The sequence below is a fragment of the Holophagales bacterium genome, assembly GCA_016719485.1.
Lineage (GTDB): Bacteria > Acidobacteriota > Thermoanaerobaculia > UBA5066 > UBA5066 > UBA5066.
Genome location: JADJZB010000029.1, coordinates 338,675 through 362,891, shown reverse-complemented (window position 1 = coordinate 362,891; position 24,217 = coordinate 338,675). Strand labels below are relative to the sequence as shown.

Genomic DNA, 24,217 nt, shown 5'->3' with positions numbered 1-24,217 from the left:
GGAGATCGGCCGCGCGAAGCCGGCGGAGGGGTCGAGGAGGACGACGTCGGCCCGCTTTCCCACCTCGATCGTCCCGCAGACGGCGCCGAGGCCGAGCGCCGCGGCCCCCTCGGCCGTCGCCATCCGGGCGACCTGCCAGGCGGTCAGCGCCGCGGGACCGGAGGCGACCTTCTGAAGGAGAGCCGCGTGCCGCATCTCCGAGAAGGGGTCCAGCCGGTCGTTGCACGGGGCGCCGTCGGCGCCGAGCGTGACGCGGATCCCGCGGGCGAGGTAGTCGGGGACGGGGCAGATTCCGGAGGCGAGCTTCAGGTTCGAGGAGGGGCAGTGGGCGACGGCGGTCCCGTCGTCCGCAAGGAGGCGCCGCTCCTCTTCGTTCGTGTGGATCACGTGGGCGAGAACCGTCGCGGGCCCCGCAATGCCGAGGTCGCGCAGGTGCTCGATGTTCGCGCGGCCGCTCCGGGACCTCACGAGCCGATCTCGTCGCGGTTCTCGGAGGCGTGCGTGTGGACGAGGACGCCCTGGGAGCGGGCCCTCGACGCCGCCTCGCGGAGGATCCGGTCCGTGCAGGAGACGGCGAAGCGCGGGCACCAGGCGAAGCGGAGCCGTCCGCCCGCGGTGCCGTGCCAGCGGGCGAAGAGCCGCTCCCCCTCGGCGAGCGCCTCCTCCGTCTCTGCGAAGAGATAGGGAGGGCTCGTCGAAGGGTCGTCCATGAGGGCGTTCCCGCTCGTGACCCTGAGGCCCGACGCCTCCGCCGCGCGGAAGACGGCGTCGGTGTGCCTCACCGTCCCCATGTCGAGGATCGCGGTCGTTCCTCCGGCCGCCAGCTCCGCGAGGCCGAGTCGGGCGGAAAGGAAGAGCGTCTCCTCGTCGTGGGCCGCCTCGCCGGGCCAGACGTGCGTCTTCAGCCACGGAAGGAGAGGGAGGTCGTCGGGGCCGTTGCGAAGGAGCGTCTGGCAGAGGTGGATGTGGGTCTGGACGAATCCCGGGAAGAGCCAGAGGCCCTCCGCGTCGACCCGTTCGACGGGCTCGCCACGTGCGCCGGCGGCCGCGGCGGCGGCCCGCGCCTGCGAGCCGAGGGCGCGGATGACCCCGTCCACGGCCCAGACGGCGCCGGCAGGGTGGAGGTCGTCGGCCGAGCGCATCCCGGCGACGAGGGCGTTCTCGATGAGTAGGGCGCGCATCTGGCGGAGTATCGGCCCGCGAGCCCCGCGCGTCGAGACGGGAGAGGGCCGGGAGGCGCACGCCCGGGGCCGGACCCCGGGCCGCAGGGCGTCAGGGTGCGGGCGGTGCGGGCGGGCAGGGCACGTCGGGCAGGTCGGCGGCCGGGGCGCCATCGAGTCCGAGGGCAGCGGCGATCGGCACCTGCGAAGCGAGGACCAGGCCGACGAGCTCCGGCAAGGGCAGGCCCCACTCTTCCGCGCCCCGCCTCACGTACTCGCGGTCGACCTTCTGGGCGAAGGCCTTTTCTTTCAGTCTCTTCAGGACCGACTCGACCGGAACCTCCGAAATCCTCTTCGACGGGCGGATCAGGGCGCAGGCCCCGACGAAGCCCGTCAGCTCGTCGGTCGCCAGGATCGCCTTCTCCATCGGCGTCTCGCGCGGAATGCCCGTGTAGAAGGCGTGGCCGCCGATGGCCTTGATCAGGTCCTCCGGCCAGGCGCGCTCGCGGAGGATCTCCATGCCGCGGAAGACGTGGTCCGCCTCGGTGGGGTACCTCTCGTAGTCGAAGTCGTGGAGGAGGCCGACGAGACCCCAGCGCTCCACCTCCGCCTCGTCCGTCGCGCCGGACGCGCGGGCGAGGTGGCGCATGGAGGCCTCCACGGCGAGGGCGTGGCGGCGAAGCGCCTGCGAAGCGGTGAATTCCGTCAGGAGGGCCCAGGCGTTCTGGCGGGTTGGAGCGGTCATGGACGAGTATCCCTCGGGCCGGACCGGAGAGGCCCGTAAAAAGGATATTTTTATCCGTTTTGATAGAATTTAATGTCGTCACTGGCATTTCTGAGAATTTGCTTGACGAACTTGCCGCGATGCGTCAGATTCCGCCGTTCCGGCCCGATCCGGAAGAAGGAGCAAGACATGGAATGAAGGCCGTCGAGATCCTGAAGACCTGCGACAAGGAAGGGGTCCGGTTCCTGCGCCTGCAGTTCACGGACATCCTCGGAATCATCAAGAACGTCGAGGTCCCGCGTTCCCAGTTCGAGAAGGCGCTGGCCGGCGAGATCCAGTTCGACGGGTCGTCGATCGAGGGGTTCACCCGGATCGAGGAGTCGGACATGGGCCTCGTGCCCGACCTCGACACCTTCCGGATCTTTCCGTGGTCGCACACGAACGGGAAGGTGGCCCGTCTCGTCTGTGACGTCATCACCCCCGACGGCCAGCCGTTCGCCGGCTGTCCGCGCCAGACCCTGAAGAGGCAGAGGAGAAGGCACGGTTCGGCTACTCCCTGATGACGGGCCCCGAGGCGGAGTTCTTCCTGTTCCGCCGCGACGCGGCCGGCGACCCCATCGTCGACACGCACGACTCGGGCGGCTACTTCGACCTCACCCCGGTCGACCGCGGCGAGGACGCCCGGCGCGACATCGTCGTCGCCCTCGAGGCGATGGGCTTCGAGGTCGAGGCGGCGCACCACGAGGTCGCCCCCGGGCAGCACGAGATCGACTTCAAGTACGGCGACGCGGTCGCGACGGCGGACAACGTCACGACCTTCAAGCTCATCGTGAAGAAGGTCGCGATGGACCACGGCCTCCACGCCACGTTCATGCCCAAGCCGATCTTCGGCGTGAACGGCTCGGGGATGCACGTTCACCAGTCGCTCATGACGGGGACCGCGGCGAGCCCGAAGAACGCGTTCTTCGACCCGAAGGCCCCCTTCCAGCTCTCGAAGATCGCGATGTACTACATCGGCGGCGTCCTCAAGCACGCGAAGGCGATCGCGGCGGTGACGAACCCGCTCGTCAATTCCTACAAGCGGCTCGTCCCGGGCTACGAGGCGCCGATCAACGTCGCCTGGTCCGAGCGCAACCGCTCGCCGATGGTCCGCATCCCGGCGCGGCGCGGCATGGGGACGCGCTGCGAGGTCCGGATGCCGGACCCCGCCTGCAACCCCTACCTCGCCTTCGCCGTGATGCTCGCGGCGGGGCTCGACGGCATCAAGAACAAGATCGAGGCCGGCGAGCCGGTGAACGAGAACATCTTCGAGATGACCGAGCGCGAGAAGAAGCGCCGGAAGATCGAGCAGCTCCCGGCGAACCTCTCCGAGGCCCTCGACTGCCTCGAGAAGGACGACGTCGTGAAGAACGCGCTCGGCGACCACATCCACGAGCACTTCGTCCAGGCCAAGCGGGCCGAGTGGGCGACCTACATCTCGCGGGTTCACCCGTGGGAGGTCGACGAGTACCTGCAGGCGTATTGAGGTGAACGGGGGAACCCCGGGCCGCCGGGTTTCCCCCGTGCCCCCTTCCGCGCGGTGAGGAAGCCGCCCTGCGGGCGCGATCTGAAGGAAACCCGGACCGCCGGGGGAGCCGGGGGTGGGGCCCCGGCGAGTCCCGTACCCCCTTCCGCGCGGTGAGGAAGCCCCTACGGGCGCGATCTGAAGGAACCCCGGGCCGCCGGGGGAGCCGGGGTGGGGCCCGGCGAGCCGTGCTCAGCCCTTCCCGTCTTCCTCGTCGTCCAGCTCGTCGAAGGCTTCCTCGACGAGGGCGAACTGGATCCGGGCAACCTCGCGGCCTCCGTTGTCGAAGAGAACGATCGGCTCGTCCTCGTCGACGGAAGGTGACGTGAGGGCGGAGGTGGCCAGCTCGCGCGCGAGATCGGGACCGGCGCCGGTCTCTGCGGCGATCTTCGCCGTGAGGATCTCGAGAAGGCGGTTGGACGAGCGGGACGAGGCGTCGGTCATCTGCGGGCTCGGGTGGGACGATCCGGCGGGGCGGCGCGACTGTCAAGCGGTAGGAAGGGTCCGGGCGCACGGCCGCCGAGCGAGGTCCATGGCAGGGGCGGATCGTCCGGCTCTTCGATGGAGGGGCCGTCTCCCGAACGGTCGTCGACAGCCGGCTGCGGGCGGGGCCGAGGCGAGACGGCGTACCGGAGCGGCCGGTTCGGGAACGGCGGAAATGGGGCGCTCGCGCGCAAAGCCGACGCTTCAGCTAACCTCCGCCCCCGTGCGTGCCCGCCTTACCCCGTCATTCCGCCCGGCCTTCTCTTCGTCTTCCTGACCCTCGCGGCGGTTGTCGGTGTCTCGCCGTCCGCCGAGGCCGCGAAGCGCCGTGACCTCGCCCGGGACGAGAAACGGGGCGGGCACACCCTTGCCCGGCACGTCGGCCTGAGCGACGCCGAGCTGCGCGAACGGCTGCGCCGCGACCAGCGGATCTCCGCGGCCTCGACGTACACCGACCGCCTGACGGCCGAGGAGGCCGTGGCGGCGGCCATCATGGCCAGCAAGAAGAGGATCGACCGGTGGGTGAGGCGCGAAGGTTCCCGTGCGAACCTCGTCGTCGAGTGGGCGGGGAACGGCAAGGTCCTCGGCCGGTCCCTCCGGCGGGGAGGCAAGGCTCCGGTTCCCTGCAAGAGGGCCCTCGTCATCCTGAAGTGGAACACCCAGACAGAGATCTACTATGTCCTGACGTCGTATCCGGAGGCTTCCCGATGACCGCAGCACCAAAGAAGACGCCCGAACCGATCGACACGCGCAAGTACCCGGCCATCCGGGAGGCCTTTCGGGGCTACCTGCACGAGGACTGGACGACGGAGTACGCGGATTCGGCCGACGCGGCCCGTGCCTTTCCGCCGCGACGCCGGGGAAGAGGAGTCGAAGGCCGTCGCCGTCGAGGCCAGGAAGCTCCTTGCGGCGCTCGCGGGCATGGAAGTCAGGGATCTCCGGAAGCTCCTCGGGGCGGGCTTCGGTTCGGGCTGGAGACCGGCGACGGCGGCCGAGGCCGACCGGGTCCTCAAGCGCCTGGCTGGCGAGTAGGCCATCGTCACGGGCCCCGGGTCGGCGGCACCTGCTGGTCGCGGATCCGGGTGAGACTCCCGCGTCATGTCGAGCCGTCGTCTCATCGCCAGCGTCGTTCTCGGCGGGATGCTCCTCGCGGGTCCGAACGCCCTGGCGGGCCCCGAGTCCGCCGAGTCGGTTCTCGCCGCAGCGGCGAAGGCCGCCAAGCCGGGGAAGAAGAACATCCTCGTCGTCTTCCACGCATCCTGGTGCGGCTGGTGCCGCAAGCTCGAGGCCGTGCTCTCCGCACCTTCGGCGAAGGAGATCCTCGAGCGTCACTTCGAGAAGACGGGGCTGACCGTCCTCGAACGGGGAGAGAAGGAAGCCTTGGAGAACCCGGGCGCCGAGGAGCTCCTGGCGTCGATCGCGGGCAAGGACGCCGGGTTGCCGTTCACGGCGGTCTTCGACCGGAAGTCGCGCCGAGCGATCGCGACGTCGAACCTGGCCGGCCCGGGCACGAATATCGGATTCCCCTCGAAGGTGGACGAGCTCGACGCCTTCGTCGCGATGCTCCGGAAGGGAGCGCCGCGGATGACCGCCGCGGAATCCGAGACGATCCGCGCCGCCTTTCCGCCGTCAGCGACCGGGCGCGCCTCGCCGGCGCTCCCCGATCCCGTCAGCTCACGAGCATCGCGTCGCCGTAGGAGAAGAAGCGGTAGCCGGAGGCGACGGCCTCGCGGTAGGCGGCCAGGATCCTCTCGCGCCCCGCGAACGCGCTGACGAGCATCAGGAGCGTGGAGCGGGGGAGGTGGAAGTTCGTCAGGACGGCGTCCACCACGAGGAAGTCCGCTCCCGGGACGAGGAAGAGGCGCGTCTGGAACGGACCCGGGACGACCCGCCCGCCGTGTTCGCGAGCGGAAGCTTCGAGCGTCCTCACGCTCGTCGTGCCGACGGCGACGATCCGCCGCCCTTCCGCCTTCGCCCGGCGGATGGCTTCAGCCGTTTCCGCGGGCACGATGCCGCGCTCCGGGTCCATCCGGTGCTCCTTCGACCCGTTCGGCCTTCACAGGCTTGAACGTGCCGATCCCGACGTGAAGCGTCACGGAGGCGACCTCCACGCCCCGGGCCCGAAGCGCCTCGAGGAGCTCGGAGCTGAGGTGAAGGCCGGCGGTCGGGGCGGCGATGGCGCCCGGCTCGCGGGCGTAGACGGTCTGATACTCCTCGGCGTCCCGGGCGTCGGCGACGCCCCCCTCGCGGTGGATGTAGGGGGGAAGCGGCGTCGTCCCGACCCTCGGCAGCGCTTCCTCGAGGGGAGTCCCCGAAAAGGCGATGCGGTAGTGCCCCGAAGCCCCCTTGCCCGTGACGATGCCCGAGAGGCCCTCACCGAATTCGAACGTCTTCCCCGGTTTCGCGCGGCGTCCCGGTTTCGCGAGGCAGTCCCACGAGGCGGCGTCTTCCGTCTTCTCGACGAGGAGGAACTCGGTGCGCCGCCCCTCGGGGTCGCGCCCGAAGAGGCGGGCGGGGATGACGCGGGTGTCGTTCACGACCAGGAGGTCTCCCGGCAGGAGGAGCGACGGGAGGTCCGAGACACCCCGGTGCCCGATCTCGCCGCTGGCCCTGTCGAGCGTCATGAGCCGCGAGGTGCCGCGCGGCGCCGGGCGCTGGGCGATCGCTTCCGGGGGGAGGTCGAAGTCGAAGTCGGAGACGTCCACGGGTGGGATTGTGGCCGCTTCGCGGTCCGCGGTCCCTTTCGTGACGCGTTGACGCCGGGAGCCCTCGCGTGTAGTGTCCCGCCGGTTCGAACGATGGGCGAAGCCAACGGCACCTACCGCAAGCTCAGGCTGATGGATCCCGCCGGCATGTCCCGCGTCATCGCCCGGATGGCGCGCGAGGTCGTCGAGGCGGCGGGCGGCGTCGAAGGGTTCGCTCTCGTCGGAATCCGGACGCGCGGCGTCCCGCTCGCGCGGCGGCTCGCGCTGGAGATCGAGAAGACCGAAGGGGTCCGGATCCCCGTTGGCCTCCTCGACATCACGCTCTATCGCGACGACCTGACGACCGTCGCCTCGTCGCCGGTCCTCAAGCGAACCGACATCTCCTTCCCGGTGGAGACGAAGACGATCGTCCTCTGCGACGACGTTCTCTACACGGGGCGGACGGTCCGCGCGGCCATCGACGCGATCCTCGACTTCGGGCGGCCTCGCCGGATCGTCCTCGCGGTCCTCGTCGACCGGGGGCGCCGCGAGCTTCCGATCGAAGCGCAGCTCGTGGGGAAGAAGATCGCCACGTCCGCCACCGAGGTCGTTTCCGTCACGTTCAAGGAGACGGACGGAGAAGACGACGTCTGGCTTCTCGACCGCCACGCCGCGAAGGCCGCGTCCCGGACGACGGGCGCCCCGAAGGTCGCGAGGAAGGCCCCGAAGAAGCCGGCCCCGGTCAAGAAGGTCTCCGTAAGGAAGGCTCCGGACAAGAAGGCCGCCCGCCCAGTGGCCGGAAAAGCCGCCCCGAAGGGGAGCGGCCGCGGAAAGCGGTGAGCAGGAAGCCCGAAGCTCCGGCCGACCCCGCCTCCTTCACGAAGAAGGATCTCCTCGACATCGAGTCGCTTTCCAAGGCCGAGATCCAGATGATCCTGGACACGGCCGACTCGATGGCCGAGATCAACAAGCGGACGATCAAGAAGGTCCCGACCCTCCGGGGGCGTCTCGTCGCGAACCTCTTCTACGAGAACTCGACGCGGACCAGGTTCTCCTTCGAGATCGCCGAACGGCGCCTCACGGCCGACTCGATCTCCTTCGCCGCCGCGACCTCGTCGGCCGCCAAGGGGGAGACCCTCCTCGACACCTGCAGGAATCTCGAGGCGATGGCGCCCGACGCCATCGTCATCCGGCACCAGGCCTCCGGCGCTCCCCACTTCCTCGCCCGGAACCTGAAGTGCGCGGTCATCAACGCCGGCGACGGGACGCACGCGCACCCGACCCAGGCGCTCCTCGACGCCTTCACGATGCGCAGGGTGAAAGGGAAGCTCGAAGGGCTCCGCGTGGCGATCTGCGGCGACGTCCGCTTCAGCCGTGTCGCTCGCTCGAACCTCGCGCTCCTGCCGAAGATGGGAGCCGAGGTGACGCTCGCCGGACCCCGTACCCTGCTCCCGCCAGAGATCGAGCGAACCGGCGCCCGCGTCACGACGCGGATCGAGGAAGCGATCGACGGCGCGGACGTCGTGATGATGCTCCGTGTCCAGAAGGAGCGGGGAGGAGGCCTCGGCTTCCCGTCCGACCGCGAGTACTACGAGTTCTTCGGCCTGACGCCCCAGCGGCGAAAGCTCGCCCGCAAGGACGCCATCGTCATGCACCCCGGCCCGATGAACCGGGGCGTCGAGATCGACTCCGCCGTTGCCGACGGCCCCGGTTCGGTCATCCTCGACCAGGTCGAGGCGGGCGTCGCGGTGCGGATGGCGGTGCTGTACCTGCTCATCGGAGTGACCGGCGATGAATGAGGCCCCTGTCCTGATCACCGGCGGGCGGGTCGTCGACCCGTCGCGCGGCCTCGACGCCCCGCTCGACGTCCTCCTCGAGGGCGGGGTCGTGGCGAAGGTCGACGAGCGGATTGCCCTTCCCCGCGGGGCCGTCTCCGTCGACGCTTCCGGCCTCGTCGTCGCCCCCGGCTTCGTCGACCTCCACGTCCACTTCCGCGAGCCCGGGTTCGAGTGGAAGGAGACGATCGCGTCCGGCTCCGAGTCCGCGGCGGCGGGCGGCTACACGACCGTCTGCTGCATGCCGAACACCGATCCCGTGATCGACGACGCGCCGACGGCGTCGTTCGTCCAGAAGCGGATCCGCGAGACGGCGCGCGTGCGCGTCCTCCCGATCGGCGCCGTCTCGAAGGGCCAGAAGGGGGTCGCGCTCGCCGAGATCGGCCTGATGAAGGCCGAGGGGATCGTCGCGATCTCCGACGACGGCAAGCCGGTCGTCAACGCCGACCTGATGCGGCGGGCGCTGGAGTACGCCTCGATGTTCGACCTGCCGGTCGTCGTCCACGAGGAGGACCCGAACCTCGTGGCAGGCGGCCAGATGAACGAGGGCTGGGCCTCGACCCGCCTCGGGCTTCCCGGCTGGCCCGCGGTCGCCGAGTCGACGATGGTCGCCCGCGACGTCGAGCTCGCGGCGCTCACGGGGGCCCGTCTCCACGTGGCGCACGTCTCCGTGAGGGACAGCCTCGCGGCGATCCGGCGCGCCCGTGCCGCGCACGTCCCCGTGAGCTGCGAGGTCACGCCCCACCACCTGATGCTGACGGACGAGGACCTCGCCCGCTCCAGCTACGACACCCGCTTCAAGATGAACCCCCCGCTTCGCGACGAGGCGGACCGGCAGGCGCTCGTCTCCGCCCTGGCCGACGGTACGATCGACTGCGTCGCAACGGACCACGCGCCGCACCACGACGACGAGAAGGCGATGGAGTTCGCGGCGGCGCCGTTCGGAGTCACCGGCCTCGAGACGGCGTTCTCCGTCCTCCTCGACGGGCTCGTCCTCCCGCGCCTTCTCTCTCTCTCCCGGCTCGTCGAGGCGATGTCCACCGCTCCGGCGCGGCTCTTCGGACTGCCGTACGGCACCCTCTCGGAAGGGGCTCCCGCCGACGTCGTCCTCTTCTCGACGTCACGTTCGACGACGTTCTCGTCGTTCCGCTCGCTCTCGACGAACTCACCCTGGGCGGGAAAGACCCTTCGCGGGCGCATCGAACGGACGTTCGTCGGCGGCCGGGAAGTCCACCGGTTCGGCGCCGCTCCCTCGGCCGAGGCCGCCGGCTGACGCCGGTCGTCGCGTCGCGCCGCTTCGTCTCGCACGTTCGCCAATGCCCGACATCGACCCGTCCGCTCTCTCCCCGATGCCAGCCAAGCGGGTCGTCCTCGTGGACGATTCGCCGGCCTACGCCGCCTCGTGGAGGGGAATCTTCGCGGACCGGTACGGTGAGAAGGTCTCGTTCGAGTCGTACCAGGATCCGGTGGAGGCCCTGTCCCACCTCGGGCCGGACGTCGACCTCCTCCTCGTCGACCTCGAGATGCCGGTCCTCGACGGCCGCTCCGTCGCCCGCTTCGCGAAGGAGCGCGGCGTGAGCGAACGGCGGATCGTCATCGTCTCCGGCCACGACGCCGACGAGCTCCATCGGCTCTTTCCGCAGGGAGCGTGCCTGGCCGTCATCAACAAGACCGAGGCGCAGCAGCAGAGCGCGTTCCTGATGATTCTCGACAGCATCGTCTTCCGGCATTGATGGAGGGCTCGCGGGCACTCCAGGCCGCCGTGGAGGCCGCCGGCCAGGCGGGCGAGCTGCTCCTCGGGTACTTCGGCTCGCTCGACCCGTCGGAGGTCGAGGAAAAGGGGCGCAACGACGTCGTCTCCCGCGCCGACCGCGAGAGCGAAGCGCTCGTGAAGGAGATCCTCCTCGGCGCCTTCCCTTCGGACCTCTTCGTCGGCGAGGAGGGAGGGACAGCAGGGTTGGACCCCGACGCCCCCGCCTGGATCGTCGACCCGCTGGACGGCACGGCGAACTTCGTCCGGGGCTTTCCGCACTGGGCGGTCTCCATCGGCCGGACCGCGGGAGGGCGCAGCGGCGAGCTCGTCCTCGGCGTCGTCTGGGATCCCGTCAAGAAGGACCTCTTCGTCGCGGAAAAGGGAGCCGGCGCGTTCCGGAACGGGCATCGCGTCCGTGTTCCACAGAGGTCCGGCCTCGCCGGCGCTGCGCTCGCGACGGGCTTCCCGTTCCGGATCCAGGCCCGGATCGACACGTATCTGAGGGTCTTCAAGGCGGTCTTCCTGGAGGTACAGTCGATCCGTCGCGCCGGGAGCGCGGCCCTCGACCTCGCCTACGTTTCGGCCGGCATCTTCGACGGATTCTTCGAGCTGGGACTCTCTCCGTGGGACTCGGCCGCGGGCGCTGTCCTCGTGACCGAAGCCGGAGGGCTCGTGACCGACTTCGACGGGGGCGGCGCGTGGCGGGAGCGCGGGAACATCCTCGCGGCCGGCCCGGGCGTCCACGAGGCGCTCGCCAGGCTCGTCGCGGACGTCGGGGTCCGCGACGAAGATCTGTAGGCGAGGTCCCTACCAGGGCAGTCCGCGCACCTCCCGCGCGCGTCGGTAGACGAGCTCGTAGTCGTTGGCCGAGCGGCCCCAGGAAAAGTCGGCCTTCATTCCGTTCTTCACGAGGCGCGACCACGCGTCGCGGTGGAAGAAGACGTTCTGGGCGTGGAGGACCTCGGCGGCGAGCGCGTGGGGCGAGGCGTCGTCGAAGTGAAAGCCGGTCGCCCATTCGAGGTTCTCGCCGTGGAGGCCGATGATCGAGTCGGCCAGGCCCCCGGTCCTGCGGACGACGGGGACGGTGCCATAGGCGAGGGCGTACATCTGCGTCAGGCCGCACGGCTCGTAGCGCGACGGCATGACGAGGACGTCGCTTCCGGCCTGGATCTTGTGCGAGAGGGCGTCGTCGTAGCCGATGAAGCCCTTGAACCGTCTCGGGAAGTGGGCCTCGAGAAGGCGCATGGCCCCTTCGAGCGCCGGCTCGCCGGACCCGAGGACGACGATCCTCACCCCGCGGCGGATCAGCTCGGGGGCGGCTTCGAGGAGGATGTCGTAGCCCTTCTGCGGGACGAGGCGGCCGACGGAGCCGACGATCATCGCGGGGTCGGCCGTCTCGAAGTCGGCGAGGTGGCAGAGCTCGGCGCGACAGTCGAGCTTGCCCCGCAGGTCGTCGAGGCCGTAGTGGGAGGGGAGGTGCGGATCGGTCTCCGGGTTCCACTCCTGCCGGTCGATGCCGTTCAGGATGCCGGTGAGCCGGGACGCTTTGAGCCGCAGGACGCCGTCGAGGCCGGCGCCCCCTTCGGGCGTGCGAATCTCCCACGCGTAGGTGGGCGACACCGTCGTCACCATGTCGGCCGCGACGATGGCCCCCTTCATCATGTTGATCGCCCCTCCGTGCTCCACGAGACCGCCGGTCCAGGTCTCCGGCGGCAGACCGAGAACGGGGAGCTTCTCGGGGCCGTAGATCCCCTGGTATCCGACGTTGTGGATGGTCAGGACGGAGGCGATGTCGTCGAACCAGGGGTCGCGCCAGGAGCTCCACGCGCCGAGCATCGTTGCGAGGCCGGGGTGCCAGTCGTGCGTGTGAATCACCTGCGGCCGGTCGCCGAGGCGTTTCATCCCCTCGATGGCGGCCCTCACGAAGAGGCTGAATCGCCAGATGCCGTCGTCGGCGCCGTGCTCGTTCGTTGCGTAGAGACCGCCGGGGCGGTGGAACAGGGGGTCGTGCGCGACGAAGTGGACCGGGACCGTGCTTCCGGGAAGCGTCGAGCGCAGGATGGCGACGCGGTGGGACGTCCCCATGACCGAGACGTCGAAGGGTTCGAGCTCCTGCTCGGGCCACGTCCCGCGGCGCCGGAACCACGCGGCGGCCTCGAGGAAGAACGGGGCCCAGACGTCGACGGCGTGGCCGGTTGCGGCGAGGGCCTTCGGAAGGGACGAGACGACGTCGCCGAGGCCGCCCGTCTTGGCGAAGGGCGAGACCTCGGCCGAAAGGTTCGCAACGCGCATCAGTTCTCCCTTTCTCCTGGATCGCTGGAGGTTTCCCAGAGGACGGCGGCGTAGCCGACGACGCGGCTCGTGTCGCCGAAGGCGTCTCCCGAGTCTCCCTGCGCGACGAGTCGCGGGCGGGTGGGCGGCAGGCCCCGGAGCGCCTCGAGAAGCGCCGTCGCCGCGAGGACTCCGCACATGGAGATCCGCTCCCGGACGAGGACGCGCTCGAAGAGCTCGACCGGGTCACCGGCGAGGAGCGCCTCGAGGGCGCGGTCGTCCTTCTCGCGGTTCTTCTCGCGGGGGAGGTAGTGGTTCAGGTCGGACGAGACGACGAGGGCGACCCTGCCTCCCCCGGCCTCCAGGCGCGATACGGCCCGCGCCACCGCGCGTCCCACCCGGAGGCAGGCGTCGAGGTCGGGCTCGCCGAGCGAGAGGAAGGCCAGGGAGACGTCCGGACGGGCCGCCTGCAGGAACGGGACGATGACCTCGAGGGAGTGCTCGCGCCGGTGGGCCTTTCCGTCGAGCCGGAGGGATGGCCCCGCCGCGAGGAGCTCTTCGACGAGGGCCGTTGCGACAGGAGCGTCGCCGAGAGGAGTCCTCCAGGCCGGGGCGTCGCTGAGGGCGACGCCGGCCCCTTCCCCGTGGTGATTGGGGCCGATCAGGAGGACGGTCGGCGGCAGCTCGACGGCCCCGACGCCCGCCCCGCAGATCGCCCCGGAATACACGTGCCCGGCGTGCGGCAGGAGGAGCGCGCGCCACGCCGTCTCGACGAGCCGCGGGCCCGGTACCGCCGAGAGGAATCCTTCCACCTCGGCCCCGAGCGCCTGAGCGCCGCTTTCGTAGAAGAGTCCGGCAACCGCGGGGAGCCGGACGGTTTCGCTCAAAACACGATCACCGACACTTCTGCGGTCTTCGCGCCGCAGGCCGCGCGTATCGTGGCCGAACCGGGCCCGATCGCCAGGACCGTTCCGCCCGAGCAGGTGGCCACCATCGGGTCGGAAGACGTCCAGGTCGCGGCCACGTCGGGGATCGCAGCTCCCTGGGGGTCGCGGGCGACGAGGTCGACCTTGGCCAGCTCGCCCACCTTGAGCGGGATGTTCAGGGGAGACGCCTCGAGCGTCTCGATGGACCGCAGGACCACGACGATGTCGGCCGCGGCGGAGACGTCGCCCACGGTGGCTTTCACGTTGACCCGGCCCTCGCCGACGGACGTCACGATGCCCGAGGCGTCCACCGTCGCGACCGCCGGGTTGGAGGAGGTCCATTCGGCCGCCCTCTCGACGACCTCGCCGGTGCTCTTCTTCACCTCGAGCGTCAGGGGGAACGTCGAAGCGGCGGGGCCGGCGAGCGTCGTCCGCGAGGGGAAGACGTTGACGAGGGCGATGTCGAGGACCTCGAGCGCGACGACGGCCTCGAGGGGCGGGTCGCCGAGCCGGGCCATGATCCTCGTCTTTCCCTCGCCGACGGTCATCACGGCGCCCGTCTGGCCGTCGACGGTCGCGACTTTCGGGTCCGAGGACTCCCACGAAACCGTCTTGCCGGGAACGATCTCCCCCTTCTTGTCGACCACGTCGCCACCCACGGAGACGACACGGCCGAGTCCGTAGACTTTCAGCTTCGTGCTCTTCAGGCGAATCTCGGTGGGCTTCTGCCCGCAGGCGAAGGCGAGAGCGGCGGCGAGGAGGAGCGCCGCGCGGGGGAGGACGCGCGTGAGACCGTTCATTGTGGCCGGATTTTACCGCGCGTCCCCGTTCTCGGTCTCCTCGAGAAGGAGGGGCCGCATGTCGCCCGCCCTGGCCATGCGGGACAGGATCCGGGCGGCGCGCCGTTCGTGACGGCGGGGGCTGGCGAGGAAGAGGCGGGGTGCCGGGATCATGGCAGCGAGCCACGCGGCCTGAGAGCGGGTGAGCGCCGACGCGGAGACCCCGAAGTACTTTCGGGCCGCCGATTCGCAGCCGTACACCCTCTCGCCCCACTCGATGCCCGAGAGGTAGTGCGCGAGGATCGTGCGTTTCGGGAGGAGGAGCTCCATCGCCAACGCGATCGCCGCCTCACGCCCCTTCCTCGTCCAGCTCCTGTCGGGAGAGAGCCAGAGGTTCTTGGCGAGCTGCTGGGTGATCGTCGACGCGCCGACCGGCCGCCGCTTCGGGTACTTCCGGTTTCGCGCCCGGGCGGCCTTCACCGCGTCCCAGTCGATCCCGTGGTGCTCGAAGAACCGGGCGTCCTCGGCGACGAGAACCGCCGTGACGAGGTGAGGCGAGACCTTCTCGATGGGAACGGGGCGGCGGTCGATCCGGCCGCTCTTTCCGGCGTCGATGAGGTGCTCCCTCCGCGCTTCCAGGAAGGCGGTCGTCGCGGGCGGGGAGAACCGCAGCGCCACGATGCGTGGAACCGGAACGGCGAACACGAACAGAAAGAGGAAGAGCCCGGCGGCGACGACGAGGAGGAGCCTCGCCCGTCGCGAGACTCCCCGGAGGCGGCTCATGAGGGGGCGGGCGTCCTCTTCAGCCGAGGACTTCCGAGAGCGTGGCGCGCAGTCGCTGCACGCCGAGGAGCGCGTCGTCCCTGCCGAGCGTCAGTGCCGGCCGGAGCCGGATGGCGTTCTCGCCGGACGCGAGCCCCATGACGTTGTGCTTCTGGAGCCAGGTGGAGAGGACCTTCCCGCGGGTGGCGCCGTCGGGGAGGTCGAAGGCGAGGAAGAGGCCCTTCCCGCGGACGTTTCCCATCTTCCCGGGGAACTCCCGCGCGAGCTCCTGGAGCTTCTCCATGAGGAACCCGCCGACGACCCGGGCGTTCTCGACGAGCTGCTCCTCCTCGATGATCTCCAGGTACTTCCGGGCCCTCACCATGTCGACGAGGTTGCCTCCCCAGGTCGAGTTGATGCGGGACGACACCGTGAAGACGTTCTCGCTCTCGTCGAGGATCCTCGCGTTCGAGGCGAAGCCGCAGACCTGCATCTTCTTGCCGAAGGCGAAGAGATCGGGCTCGACCCCGACCGTCTGGAATCCCCACATCCGGCCGGTGAGGCCGATGCCGGTCTGCACCTCGTCGAGGATGAGGAGCATCTCGTTCTCGTCGCAGAGCTGCCTCAGCGCGGCGAGGAACTCGGCGCGGAAGTGGTTGTCGCCCCCTTCGGCCTGGATCGGCTCGATGATCAGGGCCGCCACGTCGTCGCGGTTGTCGACGAGGGCCTGCTTCACCTGGGCGAGCGCGAGCGCCTCGACCTTCTTCACCCGCTCGACCTCGGCCTCGTCGACGGGGAACCTCAGCTTCGGGTTGACGATCCGGGGCCACGGGAACTTGGGGAAGTACATCGTCTTCCGCGGGTCTGCGGTGTTCGTCAGCGACAGGGTGTAGCCGGTGCGCCCGTGGAAGGCCTGCTCGAAGTGGATGATCTGGTGCCCCACCTCGCGCCGGTAGCCCTTCCGGAAGTTCTTCCGCACCTTCCAGTCGAAGGCGGCCTTCAGCGCGTTCTCGACGCCGACCGAGCCCCCCTCGACGAAGAACATGTGGGCGGCGTGGCTCGCGGGAACGGCGACGCGCGCGAACGTCTCGACGAACCGGGCCATCTCCTGCGTGTAGATGTCGCTGTTGGCGGGCTTGGTGAGGGCGGCCCGGTGCAGCTCCTCGAGGAACGAGGGCTCCTTGAGCTTCGGGTGGTTGTAGCCGATCGGCACCGTCGCGAAGTGCGAGAAGAGGTCGAGGACCTCGACGTCGTGGAGGCTGTCGTAGATGACGCTTCCCCGGGAACGGTCGAGGTCCATGACGACGTGATAGCCGTCCACGAGCATGTGGCGGCCGAGCGCGTCGAGTACGTTCTCCGGGGCGATCTGGGTGGTGGGCGACATGGTTCCTCCGCCGCGGTCCGCCTTCGCGAGGCGGCGCAAAGCCGCATTCTACTTGGGCCTGGTGTAGTGCCCCCCCCCCGCCCTGGGGGCCCGCGCCCCCCGGAGGAGGAGGGGACGGGCGGGAGCGGTCAGGTCTTCAGGAGGACGCTCGAGTAGGAAGGCGGGCCGCTCTCCCGGCGGGCGCCGACGACACAGTTCTTCCCGGCGTCCTTGGCGTGGTAGAGGGCGGCGTCGGCCTTCTTCAGGAGCTCGTTCTTCTGCTCGGCCGGAGGACGCCCGGGGGTGCAGTGCCGGCGGTACGAGGCGACGCCGAGCGACATCGTGATGACGCCCTTCAGCTTCAGGGCCGGCTCGCCGGGCCCGATCGCCATCGGCAGGAAGGTCCAGTCCTGGATCGCGGCGCGGATCCGCTCGGCGATCTCCAGTCCCTGCTGGAGGCTGCAGTCGAGGAGGATCACGGTGAACTCGTCCCCGCCGTAGCGGCAGGGGAGCGAGGTCGTCGCGGCGAGCTGGCGCTGGAGGACGAACGCGACCTCCCGGAGGATCTGGCTGCCGGCCAGGTGCCCGTGCTCGTCGTTGACCGCCTTCAGGTGGTCGCAGTCGAGGAAGAGGAGCGTGAGGTCCCCGTCGGCCCCGGCGGCGAGGCGGTCGATCTCCTGCTGGAGCTTCTTGTGGAAGTAGCGGTCGTTGTAGAGCGCGGTCAGCGAGTCGCGCCGTGCCACCTCGCGCGCGCGGCGCTCGTCGAGGAGGTTCTGCAGGGCGAGGGAGAGGGTGTCTCCGAAGAGGGCCATCAGCCGCTCGTCCCGCTGGTCGAAGGCCCCTTCGCGCTGGTTGACCAGGACGAGCGAGCCACAGACGTGCGACTCGATGATCACAGGAACGCCCAGGGCCGACCGGACCGGCGAGGCGAACGCCTCGTCGGCTTCGAGCGAGAGGGCGCGCGCGCCCTTGACCTCGTTGACGGCCGTGCGCTCGCCGCGCGCGTAGGTGAACCCGGCGATCCCGTCGACGGGCCGAACGCGCGCGCCGATCGCGGTCTCGCGGAAATCGCCGGCCGTGGCGACGACGGTCAGCTCGTTGCGGGACCGGTCGTCCTCCTTGGCGACGGGGTCGTCGAGGAGGAGCACCGCCGCTTCGGCCGGGACGAAGTCGAGCGCCTTCTTCACGAGCGTCATCAGGAACCGCTCGGGAGCGGTCCCGCTCGTCTCGTCGAGGAGGCGGTGGCGTTCCATGAAGCGCGCCAGCTTCGCCTGCGGAAGGACCCGCGAGGGGACGGTCACGCCTCGATTCTAGGCGCGTCCGGCCCCGCGAACCCGTCCGAGGACCGACCGGGCCTTCTCCCGCAGCCGGGATATCTCGTCGGCGTAGTCCCCGAGCTGGGGTGCGAACCGGAGGAAGTCGGTCTGCGAGAGAAGCTGCCGGAGCTCCTCCCGCAGCGCCGGGGGAACGCCGCGGTCGGCGAGCTCGTCGAGGAGGGCGGACACCGGGGTCGTCTCGGAGGCGCCGGTCCGGCGGGCGAGGTGCTCGCGGATCGCCCGTTCGACCCTCGCCACGGCCCGCTCCTTGGTCTCGCCCGGCTCGGCGACGAGGAGGGCGCTGACGGGACCGAGCGCGTGAGCCCGGCGCCGGAAGGCCCACGCCGCCCCGCCGGCCGCGACGAGGACACCGGGAACGGCCAGGAGAGCCCAGAGTGGGATCGCGATCGTTCTCTGCGCGAGCTCTCGCGCCGAGGGGAGCGGGGTGGGCGTCGGGGGGGCGCCCGGAAGGGTCGTCGACGCCTCGGACCCGGTGTCGGTCTGGGCGGGGGCGGCCGCGGCCGTCCCCCCGGCGGCTACGGCCAGCGGCGCGGCGGTCTCGACGACGAGCGTGATCGGCGCGCTGCGCTTCACGACGAGCTTCTTCTCGGCGGTGTCGAAGACCTCGAGAGAGATCGGAGGGATGACGAGGGAGCCGGGCTCGGAGGGGACGACGACGAAGTCCCATTCGGCGCTCGCACCCCCTCTCGCGGAGCCCCGTGCGGGGAGCGTGCGCGAGGACGGGGGATAGACCTTGACCCCGGGAATCGAGAGGTGGGGCGCTTCCGTGGCGGTCCTGAGGTTTCCGCTTCCCGCGAGGCGGACCTTCAGCGTGACCGCCTCTCCGGCGGGAACGCTCTTGCGGTCGACGCTGGCGGTGACGCCGAACTGCCCCACGGGACCCTTGAAATCGGGCCGGCCGGGGATCGGGAGGATCTTCAGCGTCAGGGCCTTCGTCTCCCGCTCCAGGACCCTCGGCCGAAGCATGGCGAACGGGTCGCCGAAGGGGTCCATCGCAGCGCGGACGCCGATCCGGATCTTCGCCGGAGGAATCGTCACGGAACCGGGCGTCAGGCCCGAGACCGCCTTCTTGAGAAGCGTGAAGCGGGCGACGGGTCGCCCATCCAGGGTGTCTCGGCGGCCCTGCGGCCGCTCGGACCGCTCGAGGTCCTCGGCCCAGAGGCCGGGGAACTGCGGAGCCTCGACGTACTCGATGCCCTGGACCTCGGCCTGCGTCACGAGCTCGTAGAGGATCGTCACCTCTTCGCCGACGAACGACGCTTCCTTGCTCGGCGTCGCGACGAAGACGAGGATCGGGTCTTCCGCGGGAAAGTCGCGCTCGGCGCCGGCGCGGCGGGGCCCCGGTCGCGGCGCCGTCCGGCCGAACGGGTCCTCGCTGGCGGGCGCGTTGCCCGGCCCGGCGCCGGGCGGACGGCGCGCCGTGCCGACTTCCAGGAGATAGGCGCCCGCCTTCACGTCCTTGTCGCCGACCTTGAACGTCGTCTCGCCGATCTCGGCCGGGCCCGGCCCGGAGGGCTGGAGGAAGTAGGTGAGGCTCGCCTGGCGTGAGAGCTGGCCGTTGTAGAAGCTGATCTGCGTGGAGGTGTTCGGGCCGCCGACGACGACGAGGTTCTTCAGCGGCAGCGACGCCGGGGCATGGAGGCTCCCTCCGACGCCGGGGCCGGTGAACGAGAAGGTCAGCCGAACGACGTCGTCCGCTGCAGGACGCGGGTTGTCGACGATGACCCGGACCTCGGGCTCTTCCTGCACGGCCTGGAGCGAGGCCGGAAGGAGCGTCAGCAGGGCAGCGGCGAGGACGATGGGGGACCGGGTGGGGCGGCGCGTCACCAGTCCCTCCCGGCGCGGCGCTGCTTCTTCTGCTCGGCGACCTTCTTCCGCTGCTCTTCGAGGTCGTTTCGGGCGATGGCCTGGAGGAGCTGCTCGGCCTTGTCGCGGCTCATCTTCGCCTTCTTCTCGAAGTCGTCCTTCTTCGGCGGCGGCTGACCGCCCTGTTTCTGCTGCTGTTGCTGTTTCTTCTGCTGCTCGAGGCGCCGGAGCGCGAGCTCGTAGTTCCAGGCCGCGTCGGCCTCGCCGGGGCGCGCCCGGAGCGCGTCGCGATAGGCGGCCGCGGCGGCCTCCCACTGCTGGCCCGAGAGGAGGACGTTGCCGGAGTTGAAGGACGCGTCGGCGGCGAGGTCTCCGCGGGAGGCTCCCTTCGCCTTCTTCAGCGCCGCGAGGGCCTCCTCGCCCCGGCCCGCGACCGACAGGGCCGTGCCCAGGTTGTAGGCCCCCGACGGGTCCTTCGGGGCGAGCACCGCCTCCCGCGCGAAGCGGCCGATGGCCTCCTCCACGCGCTTCTCGTCGAGAGCCTTCTTTCCGGCGAGCGCCTCGCCGCGGGCGGTGGTGAAGGGGGGGCGCGAGAGGATCCGCTCCTTCAGCGAGGCGGGCGCGGGAGGAACCGGCGGGGCCGTTGAGGAGGGTGCGGCCAGGGCCGGTGCGGAAACGCCGGCCGGTGCCCCCTGTGCGCGCAGCGGTCCGGAGGCCAGGGCGAGCGCGACCGACAGGAATCCGGCCGCAACGCTCCGCGTCCGCCGGAAGAGGAATCCGAGCGGTCCGACCAGGAGCAGCGCGAGAGCGGCCACGGCGACGCCGAGCGGAAGCTGGAACCGCTCCTGGCGGTTCGTGCCGACGGTCTCCGACAGGGGGCGGCGCGCGGCCTTGTCGACCTCGCGGGCGACGCCGTCGAGGTCGGTCCGGCCGGGGTGGACGATGCTGAAGCTGCCCCCCGTCTCCGCGGCGAGGCGGCGGAGGAGCGCGGGGTCGGGACGCGAGAGGACCGGCGCCCCGTCCTCCGTCTTGAAGCCCGTGGGCCTGCCGGAGACGTCGACCTCGGGAACGGGCGCGCCGCGCCCTTCGGCCCCGACGAAGACGGTGTGGACGACGATGCCTTCGCTCTTCGCCTTCGCGATCGCTTCGTCGACGCCCCCTTCGAGGTCCTCGCCGTCGGAGAGGACGACGACCTGCCGTCCGGCCGACGTGCCCGGGGGCATCAGCTCGGCAGCCGCGGCGAGCCCGGCCGCGAGCGAGGTGCCGGGGAGCGTGCCGATGCCCGGCTCGAGAGCCTCGAGGAAGAGGGCGACGGCGGCGGAGTCGAGCGTGAGGGGGACGAGGACCTGTGCCTCCCCCTCGCAGCCGACGAGGGCGAGGCGGTCACCGGGGAGCTTCTCGACGAGAGAGAGCGCCGCCTGGCGCGCGAGAACGAAGCGCGACGGGGTGACGTCGGTCGCGCGCATCGAGGCGGAGGTGTCGAGGACGATCGCGACGTCGGCCCCGCGGCGCTCCACCGTCTCCGTGACGAGGCCCCAGCGCGGACGCGCGAGCGCGAGCCCCGCGCCGAGGACGACGACCACCGCGAGCGCCGCGGCGAACGGAGTCCAGCGGTCGCGAGCGAGGAGACCCGCCTTCTCCGCGAGGGCAGGGGCGACGAGCCCCTCGCGCCGGCTGCGGTTGCGACGGGCCGAGAGCCACGCGGCGACGACGGCCAGGAGCGCGGCGCCGAGCGTCGCGCCGAGCCAGAACGGAACGAGGAAGAGGTCCTTCATCGCGGGGCCACCGGGAAGGCGAAGAGCGCGAGCCCGGCGGCCATGGCGAGGAGCGCGGCCGCGGGAATCGCGACACGGGGGAACGTCTCGCGCCAGCGCGTGAAGGTCGTCGTCTTCACCTCGGTCTTCTCCAGGCGGTCGATCTCGGCGTAGGTCTCTGCGAGGCCGGCGGGGTCGGTCGCGCGGAAGAAGCGTCCGCCCGTCGTCTCGGCGATGCGGCCGAGGAGCTTCTCGTCGACGTCGATCTGTGCCATCACCCGCCGCTCGACGACGCGCCCCGTGTCCGGGTCCCGGACCGGCACCGGGATCTCCACCGGGCCGCCGGCCGTGCCGACGCCGATCGTGTAGACGCGGATGCCGAGCCCCTTCGCGACGTTTGCGGCCGTGTCGGGGTCGATCTCCCCCGCGTTGTTCCCGCCGTCGGTCACGAGGACGACCACCTTCGACTTCGCCTTCGAGGCTCCGAGCCGGGCGAGCGAGTTTCCCAGGGCCATGCCGATCGCCGTTCCGTCTCCCTGGTCGCCGAGCTTCAGCTCCGCGAGGCGGGTGAGGAGCATCGCGCGGTCGGTCGTCAGGGGGACGACGGTCCGCGACCGGCCGGCGAAGGCGATGAGGCCGAGGCGATCCTGCGGGCGCCCCTCGACGAAGGTGCGCGTGGCGGCCTTGGCGACGAAGAACCGGTTCTTCGGCTTGAAGTCCTCGGCGGCCATGGAACCCGAGGCGTCGAGCGCGACGATGATGTCGACGCCCTCGGTCCACGACTCGGTCCTCTCGAGTCCGACGCGGGGGCGGGCGAGCGCCACGACGAGCCCGGCGAAGCCGAGGCAGCCGAGGACGAACGGGACGTGCCGGAACCTCACGCGCCAGCCCGGCTTCACGCGCGCCACGAAGGCGAGCGTCGGGACGACGAGGGCGGAGTCGCCCCTGCGCTCGCGGATGATCCGAAAGGCGATCGCGATCGGGAGGGCGACGAGGAGCAGGAGGAAGAGCGGGTCGCGGAAGGAGAGACCGGACGGGAGGAGCGAGGCCAGGAGGCTCATCGACCCGCCCCCTTCCCGGCAGGCTTGTCCGCGGCCTTCTCCGCGGCCTTCTCGGCGGCCGCCTGCGCGGCCATTCTCACGCGTCCCCACGCCAGGAGGTGGCGCGCGTTCTCGAGCGCCCGGGCCGCGTCCTCGCGGGTCGATCCCGCCCGGCCGAACTTCACCCGGTCGGCGCCGGTCAGGAGCTCCGGCAGCGCCACTTCGCGCGGAGGCTCGGTGCCGCCCTCGCGCAGGCGACGGACGGTCTCGAACGTCGTCCACTCCAGGACCGGCTGCCCGAGGTGGCGCTCGAGGAAACGCTTCGCCGCGTGGGTCAGCTCCGTGTAGAAAGGACGCGCGTCACCGTCGAGCGACGCGGCCCGGGCGGCGAGGGCGGCGAGCGCGGCCTCCAGCTCGACGTCGGGCGGCGGGGGCGGCGGGACGCTCTCCGCGGGAGCCGCACCCTTCTTCTTTCGCCGTTTCACGAGCCAGAGGACGAGAGCCGCGACGGCGAGGATGCCGGCGGCGATCGAGGCCCAGAACCAGGGGCTGCGCGATGGGATGCGCACGGGCCGCTCGGGCTTCGGAGCGAGCTGTCCGGGCTCCTGGTCGGCCGGCAGGCGCGAGGAGACGGTGAGCGTGACCTCGGGCGGGCGAACGACGGCCTTCGTTCCGTCGGGTCCCTCGTAGGAGAAGACGGGGCCGGGGACGCGCGTCTCGCCCGGGACGAAGGCGGCGAGCCTCACCGTCTGCCGCACGTCGACGAGGCCGGTGCGCCCCTTCCCTTTCTCCGAGACGAGAGGATCGACGGGCTCGAAGTCGAGGACGAATCCCGCCGTGGCCGACTGCCCTTCGGGCCGGGCGGGGGAGACGAGGGACTCGAGCTCGAGCGTCGCCCCTTCCGGGATCCTCGCGGAATAGACGACGGTCACCCGCTCGCCGACGGCCACCGTCGTCCGGTCGGCCGTCGACGTGACGACGATCGGAGGGGGGATCGTCGCGGCCGGGAGAGAGGGCCGGCCGTCTGCACCGGCGAGCGGCGCCGCGAGCACCGGGCCGAGGAGGGACGCGAGGAGGAGTGTCCGCCTCATCGGCCCGCCGACCTCCTGCGCTCGCGCTCCTTGAAGAATCGAACGAGCGCGCGCTCGTACGGGGCGTCCGTGGAGAGCGGGATCGAGTCGACGCCCGACGAGCGGAAGACCTCGGCCGGGTCGGGGAAGGGGCGGCCGCGCTTCTGCCACGCGGCGCGGAAGGCGGGGTCGCCGGCATCGAAGACGCGCGTCAGGCCGGTCTCGGCGTCGCGCAGCCTCACGAGGCCGCGCGCCGGGAGGGCCGTCTCGAGCGGGTCGGTGATCGGCATGGCGACGACGTCGTGCCGGCGCCTCAGGATCTTCAGCGGCTTCTCGTAGTCGGCCGCGAGGAAGTCGGAGAGGACGAAGACGACGGCGCGCTGCTTGAGGAGCGAGGCGGCGGTCTTCAGCGCGAGGGCGAGGTCGGTCCGCGTCCCCTTCATCGGCTGGACGAGGGCGTCGCGCAGGATGGCGAGGGCGTGGTCGAAGCCCTTGCGGGGAGGGATGAAGCGCTCGAGGCGATCGGTGAAGAGGAGGGCCCCGACCCGGTCGTTGTTCTTGACGGCCGCGAAGGCCAGCAGGCCGGCGAGCTCGGCCATCAGGGCGCGCTTGGTGAGGAATCGCGAGCCGAACTCCTGCGACCGGGAGAGGTCGACGACGAGGAGGGTGGTGAGGTCGCGCTCCTCGACGAACTTCTTCACGTGCGGGACACCGGTCCGGGCCGTGACGTTCCAGTCGATGGCCCGCACGTCGTCGCCGGGAACGTAGGCGCGGACCTCCGAGAACTCCATGCCGCGCCCGCGGAAGACGGAGTGGTACTCCCCGCCGAGCCCGGCGTCGACGAGCCGGTTCGTCGTGATCCGGATCCTCTGGATCTTCTTGACGATCTCGCGGGGGAGCATTGCG

The 24,217-nt window shown here is 71.0% G+C and carries 23 protein-coding genes and 2 pseudogenes; 9 read left to right on the top strand and 16 right to left on the bottom strand.

Going from position 1 to position 24,217, the window contains the following annotated elements; genetic code table 11:
* The 3 genes from IPN03_21680 to IPN03_21670 all read right to left on the bottom strand — a co-directional run.
* Positions 1 to 468 (bottom strand): amidohydrolase family protein (locus IPN03_21680; protein MBK9376261.1); only part of this gene is annotated, 468 nt, incomplete at its 3' end.
* Positions 465 to 1,181 carry an amidohydrolase family protein gene (locus IPN03_21675; GenBank protein ID MBK9376260.1) on the bottom strand — a complete coding sequence of 239 codons (717 nt, stop codon included), beginning with the start codon at positions 1,179 to 1,181 and terminating at the stop codon, positions 465 to 467. The genes IPN03_21675 and IPN03_21680, both read right to left, overlap by 4 nt.
* Positions 1,182 to 1,272: 91 nt before the next feature.
* Entirely contained in the window at positions 1,273 to 1,905 is a 633-nt protein-coding gene (locus IPN03_21670) for an HDIG domain-containing protein (protein ID MBK9376259.1), read from the bottom strand.
* Positions 1,906 to 2,078: 173 nt separating this feature from the next.
* Here IPN03_21670 and glnA point away from each other — a divergent pair.
* Positions 2,079 to 3,409 (top strand): annotated as a pseudogene (gene glnA / locus IPN03_21665) (type I glutamate--ammonia ligase).
* 231 nt (positions 3,410 to 3,640) lie between these two features.
* On the opposite strand, the gene IPN03_21660 reads toward glnA, so the two are convergent.
* The gene (locus IPN03_21660) at positions 3,641 to 3,892 is read right to left on the bottom strand and encodes a hypothetical protein (GenBank protein MBK9376258.1); all 252 of its coding nucleotides are present in this window, start codon (positions 3,890 to 3,892) and stop codon (positions 3,641 to 3,643) included.
* 117 nt (positions 3,893 to 4,009) lie between these two features.
* On the opposite strand from IPN03_21660, the gene IPN03_21655 reads away from it, so the two are divergent.
* The 3 genes from IPN03_21655 (at position 4,010) to IPN03_21645 (ending at position 5,704) form a co-directional block, all read left to right on the top strand.
* Positions 4,010 to 4,642, top strand: coding sequence for a hypothetical protein (locus tag IPN03_21655; protein ID MBK9376257.1), 633 nt, complete (start codon positions 4,010 to 4,012; stop codon positions 4,640 to 4,642).
* 126 nt (positions 4,643 to 4,768) lie between these two features.
* Positions 4,769 to 4,963 (top strand): hypothetical protein, encoded by a 195-nt coding sequence (locus IPN03_21650; protein MBK9376256.1) that lies wholly within the window; start codon positions 4,769 to 4,771, stop codon positions 4,961 to 4,963.
* Positions 4,964 to 5,029: 66 nt separating this feature from the next.
* Complete coding sequence (locus IPN03_21645; GenBank protein ID MBK9376255.1) at positions 5,030 to 5,704, top strand: thioredoxin family protein; 675 nt, start codon at positions 5,030 to 5,032, stop codon at positions 5,702 to 5,704.
* On the opposite strand, the pseudogene queA reads toward IPN03_21645, so the two are convergent.
* Positions 5,601 to 6,636, bottom strand: a pseudogene (gene queA / locus IPN03_21640) (tRNA preQ1(34) S-adenosylmethionine ribosyltransferase-isomerase QueA). The gene IPN03_21645 and the pseudogene queA sit on opposite strands and share 104 nt — an antisense overlap.
* 93 nt (positions 6,637 to 6,729) lie before the next feature.
* Here queA and pyrR point away from each other — a divergent pair.
* The 5 genes from pyrR to IPN03_21615 all read left to right on the top strand — a co-directional run bounded on the left by pyrR (position 6,730) and on the right by IPN03_21615 (position 11,001).
* Entirely contained in the window at positions 6,730 to 7,455 is a 726-nt protein-coding gene (gene pyrR / locus IPN03_21635) for a bifunctional pyr operon transcriptional regulator/uracil phosphoribosyltransferase PyrR (GenBank protein MBK9376254.1), read from the top strand.
* An 89-nt stretch (positions 7,456 to 7,544) separates the two neighbouring features.
* Positions 7,545 to 8,414, top strand: a complete 870-nt coding sequence (locus IPN03_21630; protein MBK9376253.1) for an aspartate carbamoyltransferase catalytic subunit — start codon at positions 7,545 to 7,547, stop codon at positions 8,412 to 8,414.
* Positions 8,407 to 9,723 (top strand): dihydroorotase, encoded by a 1,317-nt coding sequence (locus tag IPN03_21625; protein ID MBK9376252.1) that lies wholly within the window; start codon positions 8,407 to 8,409, stop codon positions 9,721 to 9,723. The genes IPN03_21630 and IPN03_21625 overlap by 8 nt, the downstream gene beginning before the upstream one ends.
* 76 nt (positions 9,724 to 9,799) lie before the next feature.
* Positions 9,800 to 10,183: a response regulator gene (locus IPN03_21620; GenBank protein ID MBK9376251.1), complete on the top strand. Its 384-nt coding sequence runs from the start codon at positions 9,800 to 9,802 to the stop codon at positions 10,181 to 10,183.
* Positions 10,183 to 11,001, top strand: coding sequence for an inositol monophosphatase (locus IPN03_21615; GenBank protein MBK9376250.1), 819 nt, complete (start codon positions 10,183 to 10,185; stop codon positions 10,999 to 11,001). Before IPN03_21620 ends, IPN03_21615 begins: the two co-directional genes overlap by 1 nt.
* A 9-nt stretch (positions 11,002 to 11,010) precedes the next feature.
* Here IPN03_21615 and IPN03_21610 read toward each other — a convergent pair whose 3' ends face one another.
* From IPN03_21610 to IPN03_21560, 11 genes are all read right to left on the bottom strand, one after another.
* A complete protein-coding gene (locus tag IPN03_21610) occupies positions 11,011 to 12,495 on the bottom strand; it encodes a glycogen synthase (GenBank protein MBK9376249.1) in 1,485 nt (494 codons plus the stop codon).
* Positions 12,495 to 13,361 carry an AmmeMemoRadiSam system protein B gene (gene amrB / locus IPN03_21605; GenBank protein ID MBK9376248.1) on the bottom strand — a complete coding sequence of 289 codons (867 nt, stop codon included), beginning with the start codon at positions 13,359 to 13,361 and terminating at the stop codon, positions 12,495 to 12,497. The genes IPN03_21610 and amrB overlap by 1 nt, the downstream gene beginning before the upstream one ends.
* Positions 13,358 to 14,200, bottom strand: coding sequence for an Ig domain-containing protein (locus IPN03_21600; protein MBK9376247.1), 843 nt, complete (start codon positions 14,198 to 14,200; stop codon positions 13,358 to 13,360). Before IPN03_21600 ends, amrB begins: the two co-directional genes overlap by 4 nt.
* Before the next feature lie 12 nt (positions 14,201 to 14,212).
* The gene (mtgA, locus tag IPN03_21595; protein MBK9376246.1) at positions 14,213 to 14,962 is read right to left on the bottom strand and encodes a monofunctional biosynthetic peptidoglycan transglycosylase; all 750 of its coding nucleotides are present in this window, start codon (positions 14,960 to 14,962) and stop codon (positions 14,213 to 14,215) included.
* Between the two features lie 19 nt (positions 14,963 to 14,981).
* The gene (locus IPN03_21590) at positions 14,982 to 16,325 is read right to left on the bottom strand and encodes an L-lysine 6-transaminase (GenBank protein ID MBK9376245.1); all 1,344 of its coding nucleotides are present in this window, start codon (positions 16,323 to 16,325) and stop codon (positions 14,982 to 14,984) included.
* A 128-nt stretch (positions 16,326 to 16,453) separates the two neighbouring features.
* Positions 16,454 to 17,605, bottom strand: a complete 1,152-nt coding sequence (locus IPN03_21585; GenBank protein MBK9376244.1) for a sensor domain-containing diguanylate cyclase — start codon at positions 17,603 to 17,605, stop codon at positions 16,454 to 16,456.
* A gap of 9 nt (positions 17,606 to 17,614) precedes the next feature.
* Complete coding sequence (locus tag IPN03_21580) at positions 17,615 to 19,468, bottom strand: BatD family protein (protein MBK9376243.1); 1,854 nt, start codon at positions 19,466 to 19,468, stop codon at positions 17,615 to 17,617.
* The gene (locus IPN03_21575; protein ID MBK9376242.1) at positions 19,465 to 21,222 is read right to left on the bottom strand and encodes a VWA domain-containing protein; all 1,758 of its coding nucleotides are present in this window, start codon (positions 21,220 to 21,222) and stop codon (positions 19,465 to 19,467) included. Before IPN03_21575 ends, IPN03_21580 begins: the two co-directional genes overlap by 4 nt.
* Positions 21,219 to 22,262: a VWA domain-containing protein gene (locus IPN03_21570; GenBank protein ID MBK9376241.1), complete on the bottom strand. Its 1,044-nt coding sequence runs from the start codon at positions 22,260 to 22,262 to the stop codon at positions 21,219 to 21,221. The genes IPN03_21575 and IPN03_21570 overlap by 4 nt, the downstream gene beginning before the upstream one ends.
* Positions 22,259 to 23,332, bottom strand: a complete 1,074-nt coding sequence (locus tag IPN03_21565) for a hypothetical protein (GenBank protein MBK9376240.1) — start codon at positions 23,330 to 23,332, stop codon at positions 22,259 to 22,261. Before IPN03_21565 ends, IPN03_21570 begins: the two co-directional genes overlap by 4 nt.
* Positions 23,329 to 24,213 carry a DUF58 domain-containing protein gene (locus tag IPN03_21560; protein ID MBK9376239.1) on the bottom strand — a complete coding sequence of 295 codons (885 nt, stop codon included), beginning with the start codon at positions 24,211 to 24,213 and terminating at the stop codon, positions 23,329 to 23,331. The genes IPN03_21565 and IPN03_21560 overlap by 4 nt, the downstream gene beginning before the upstream one ends.
* Positions 24,214 to 24,217 lie beyond the last annotated feature (4 nt).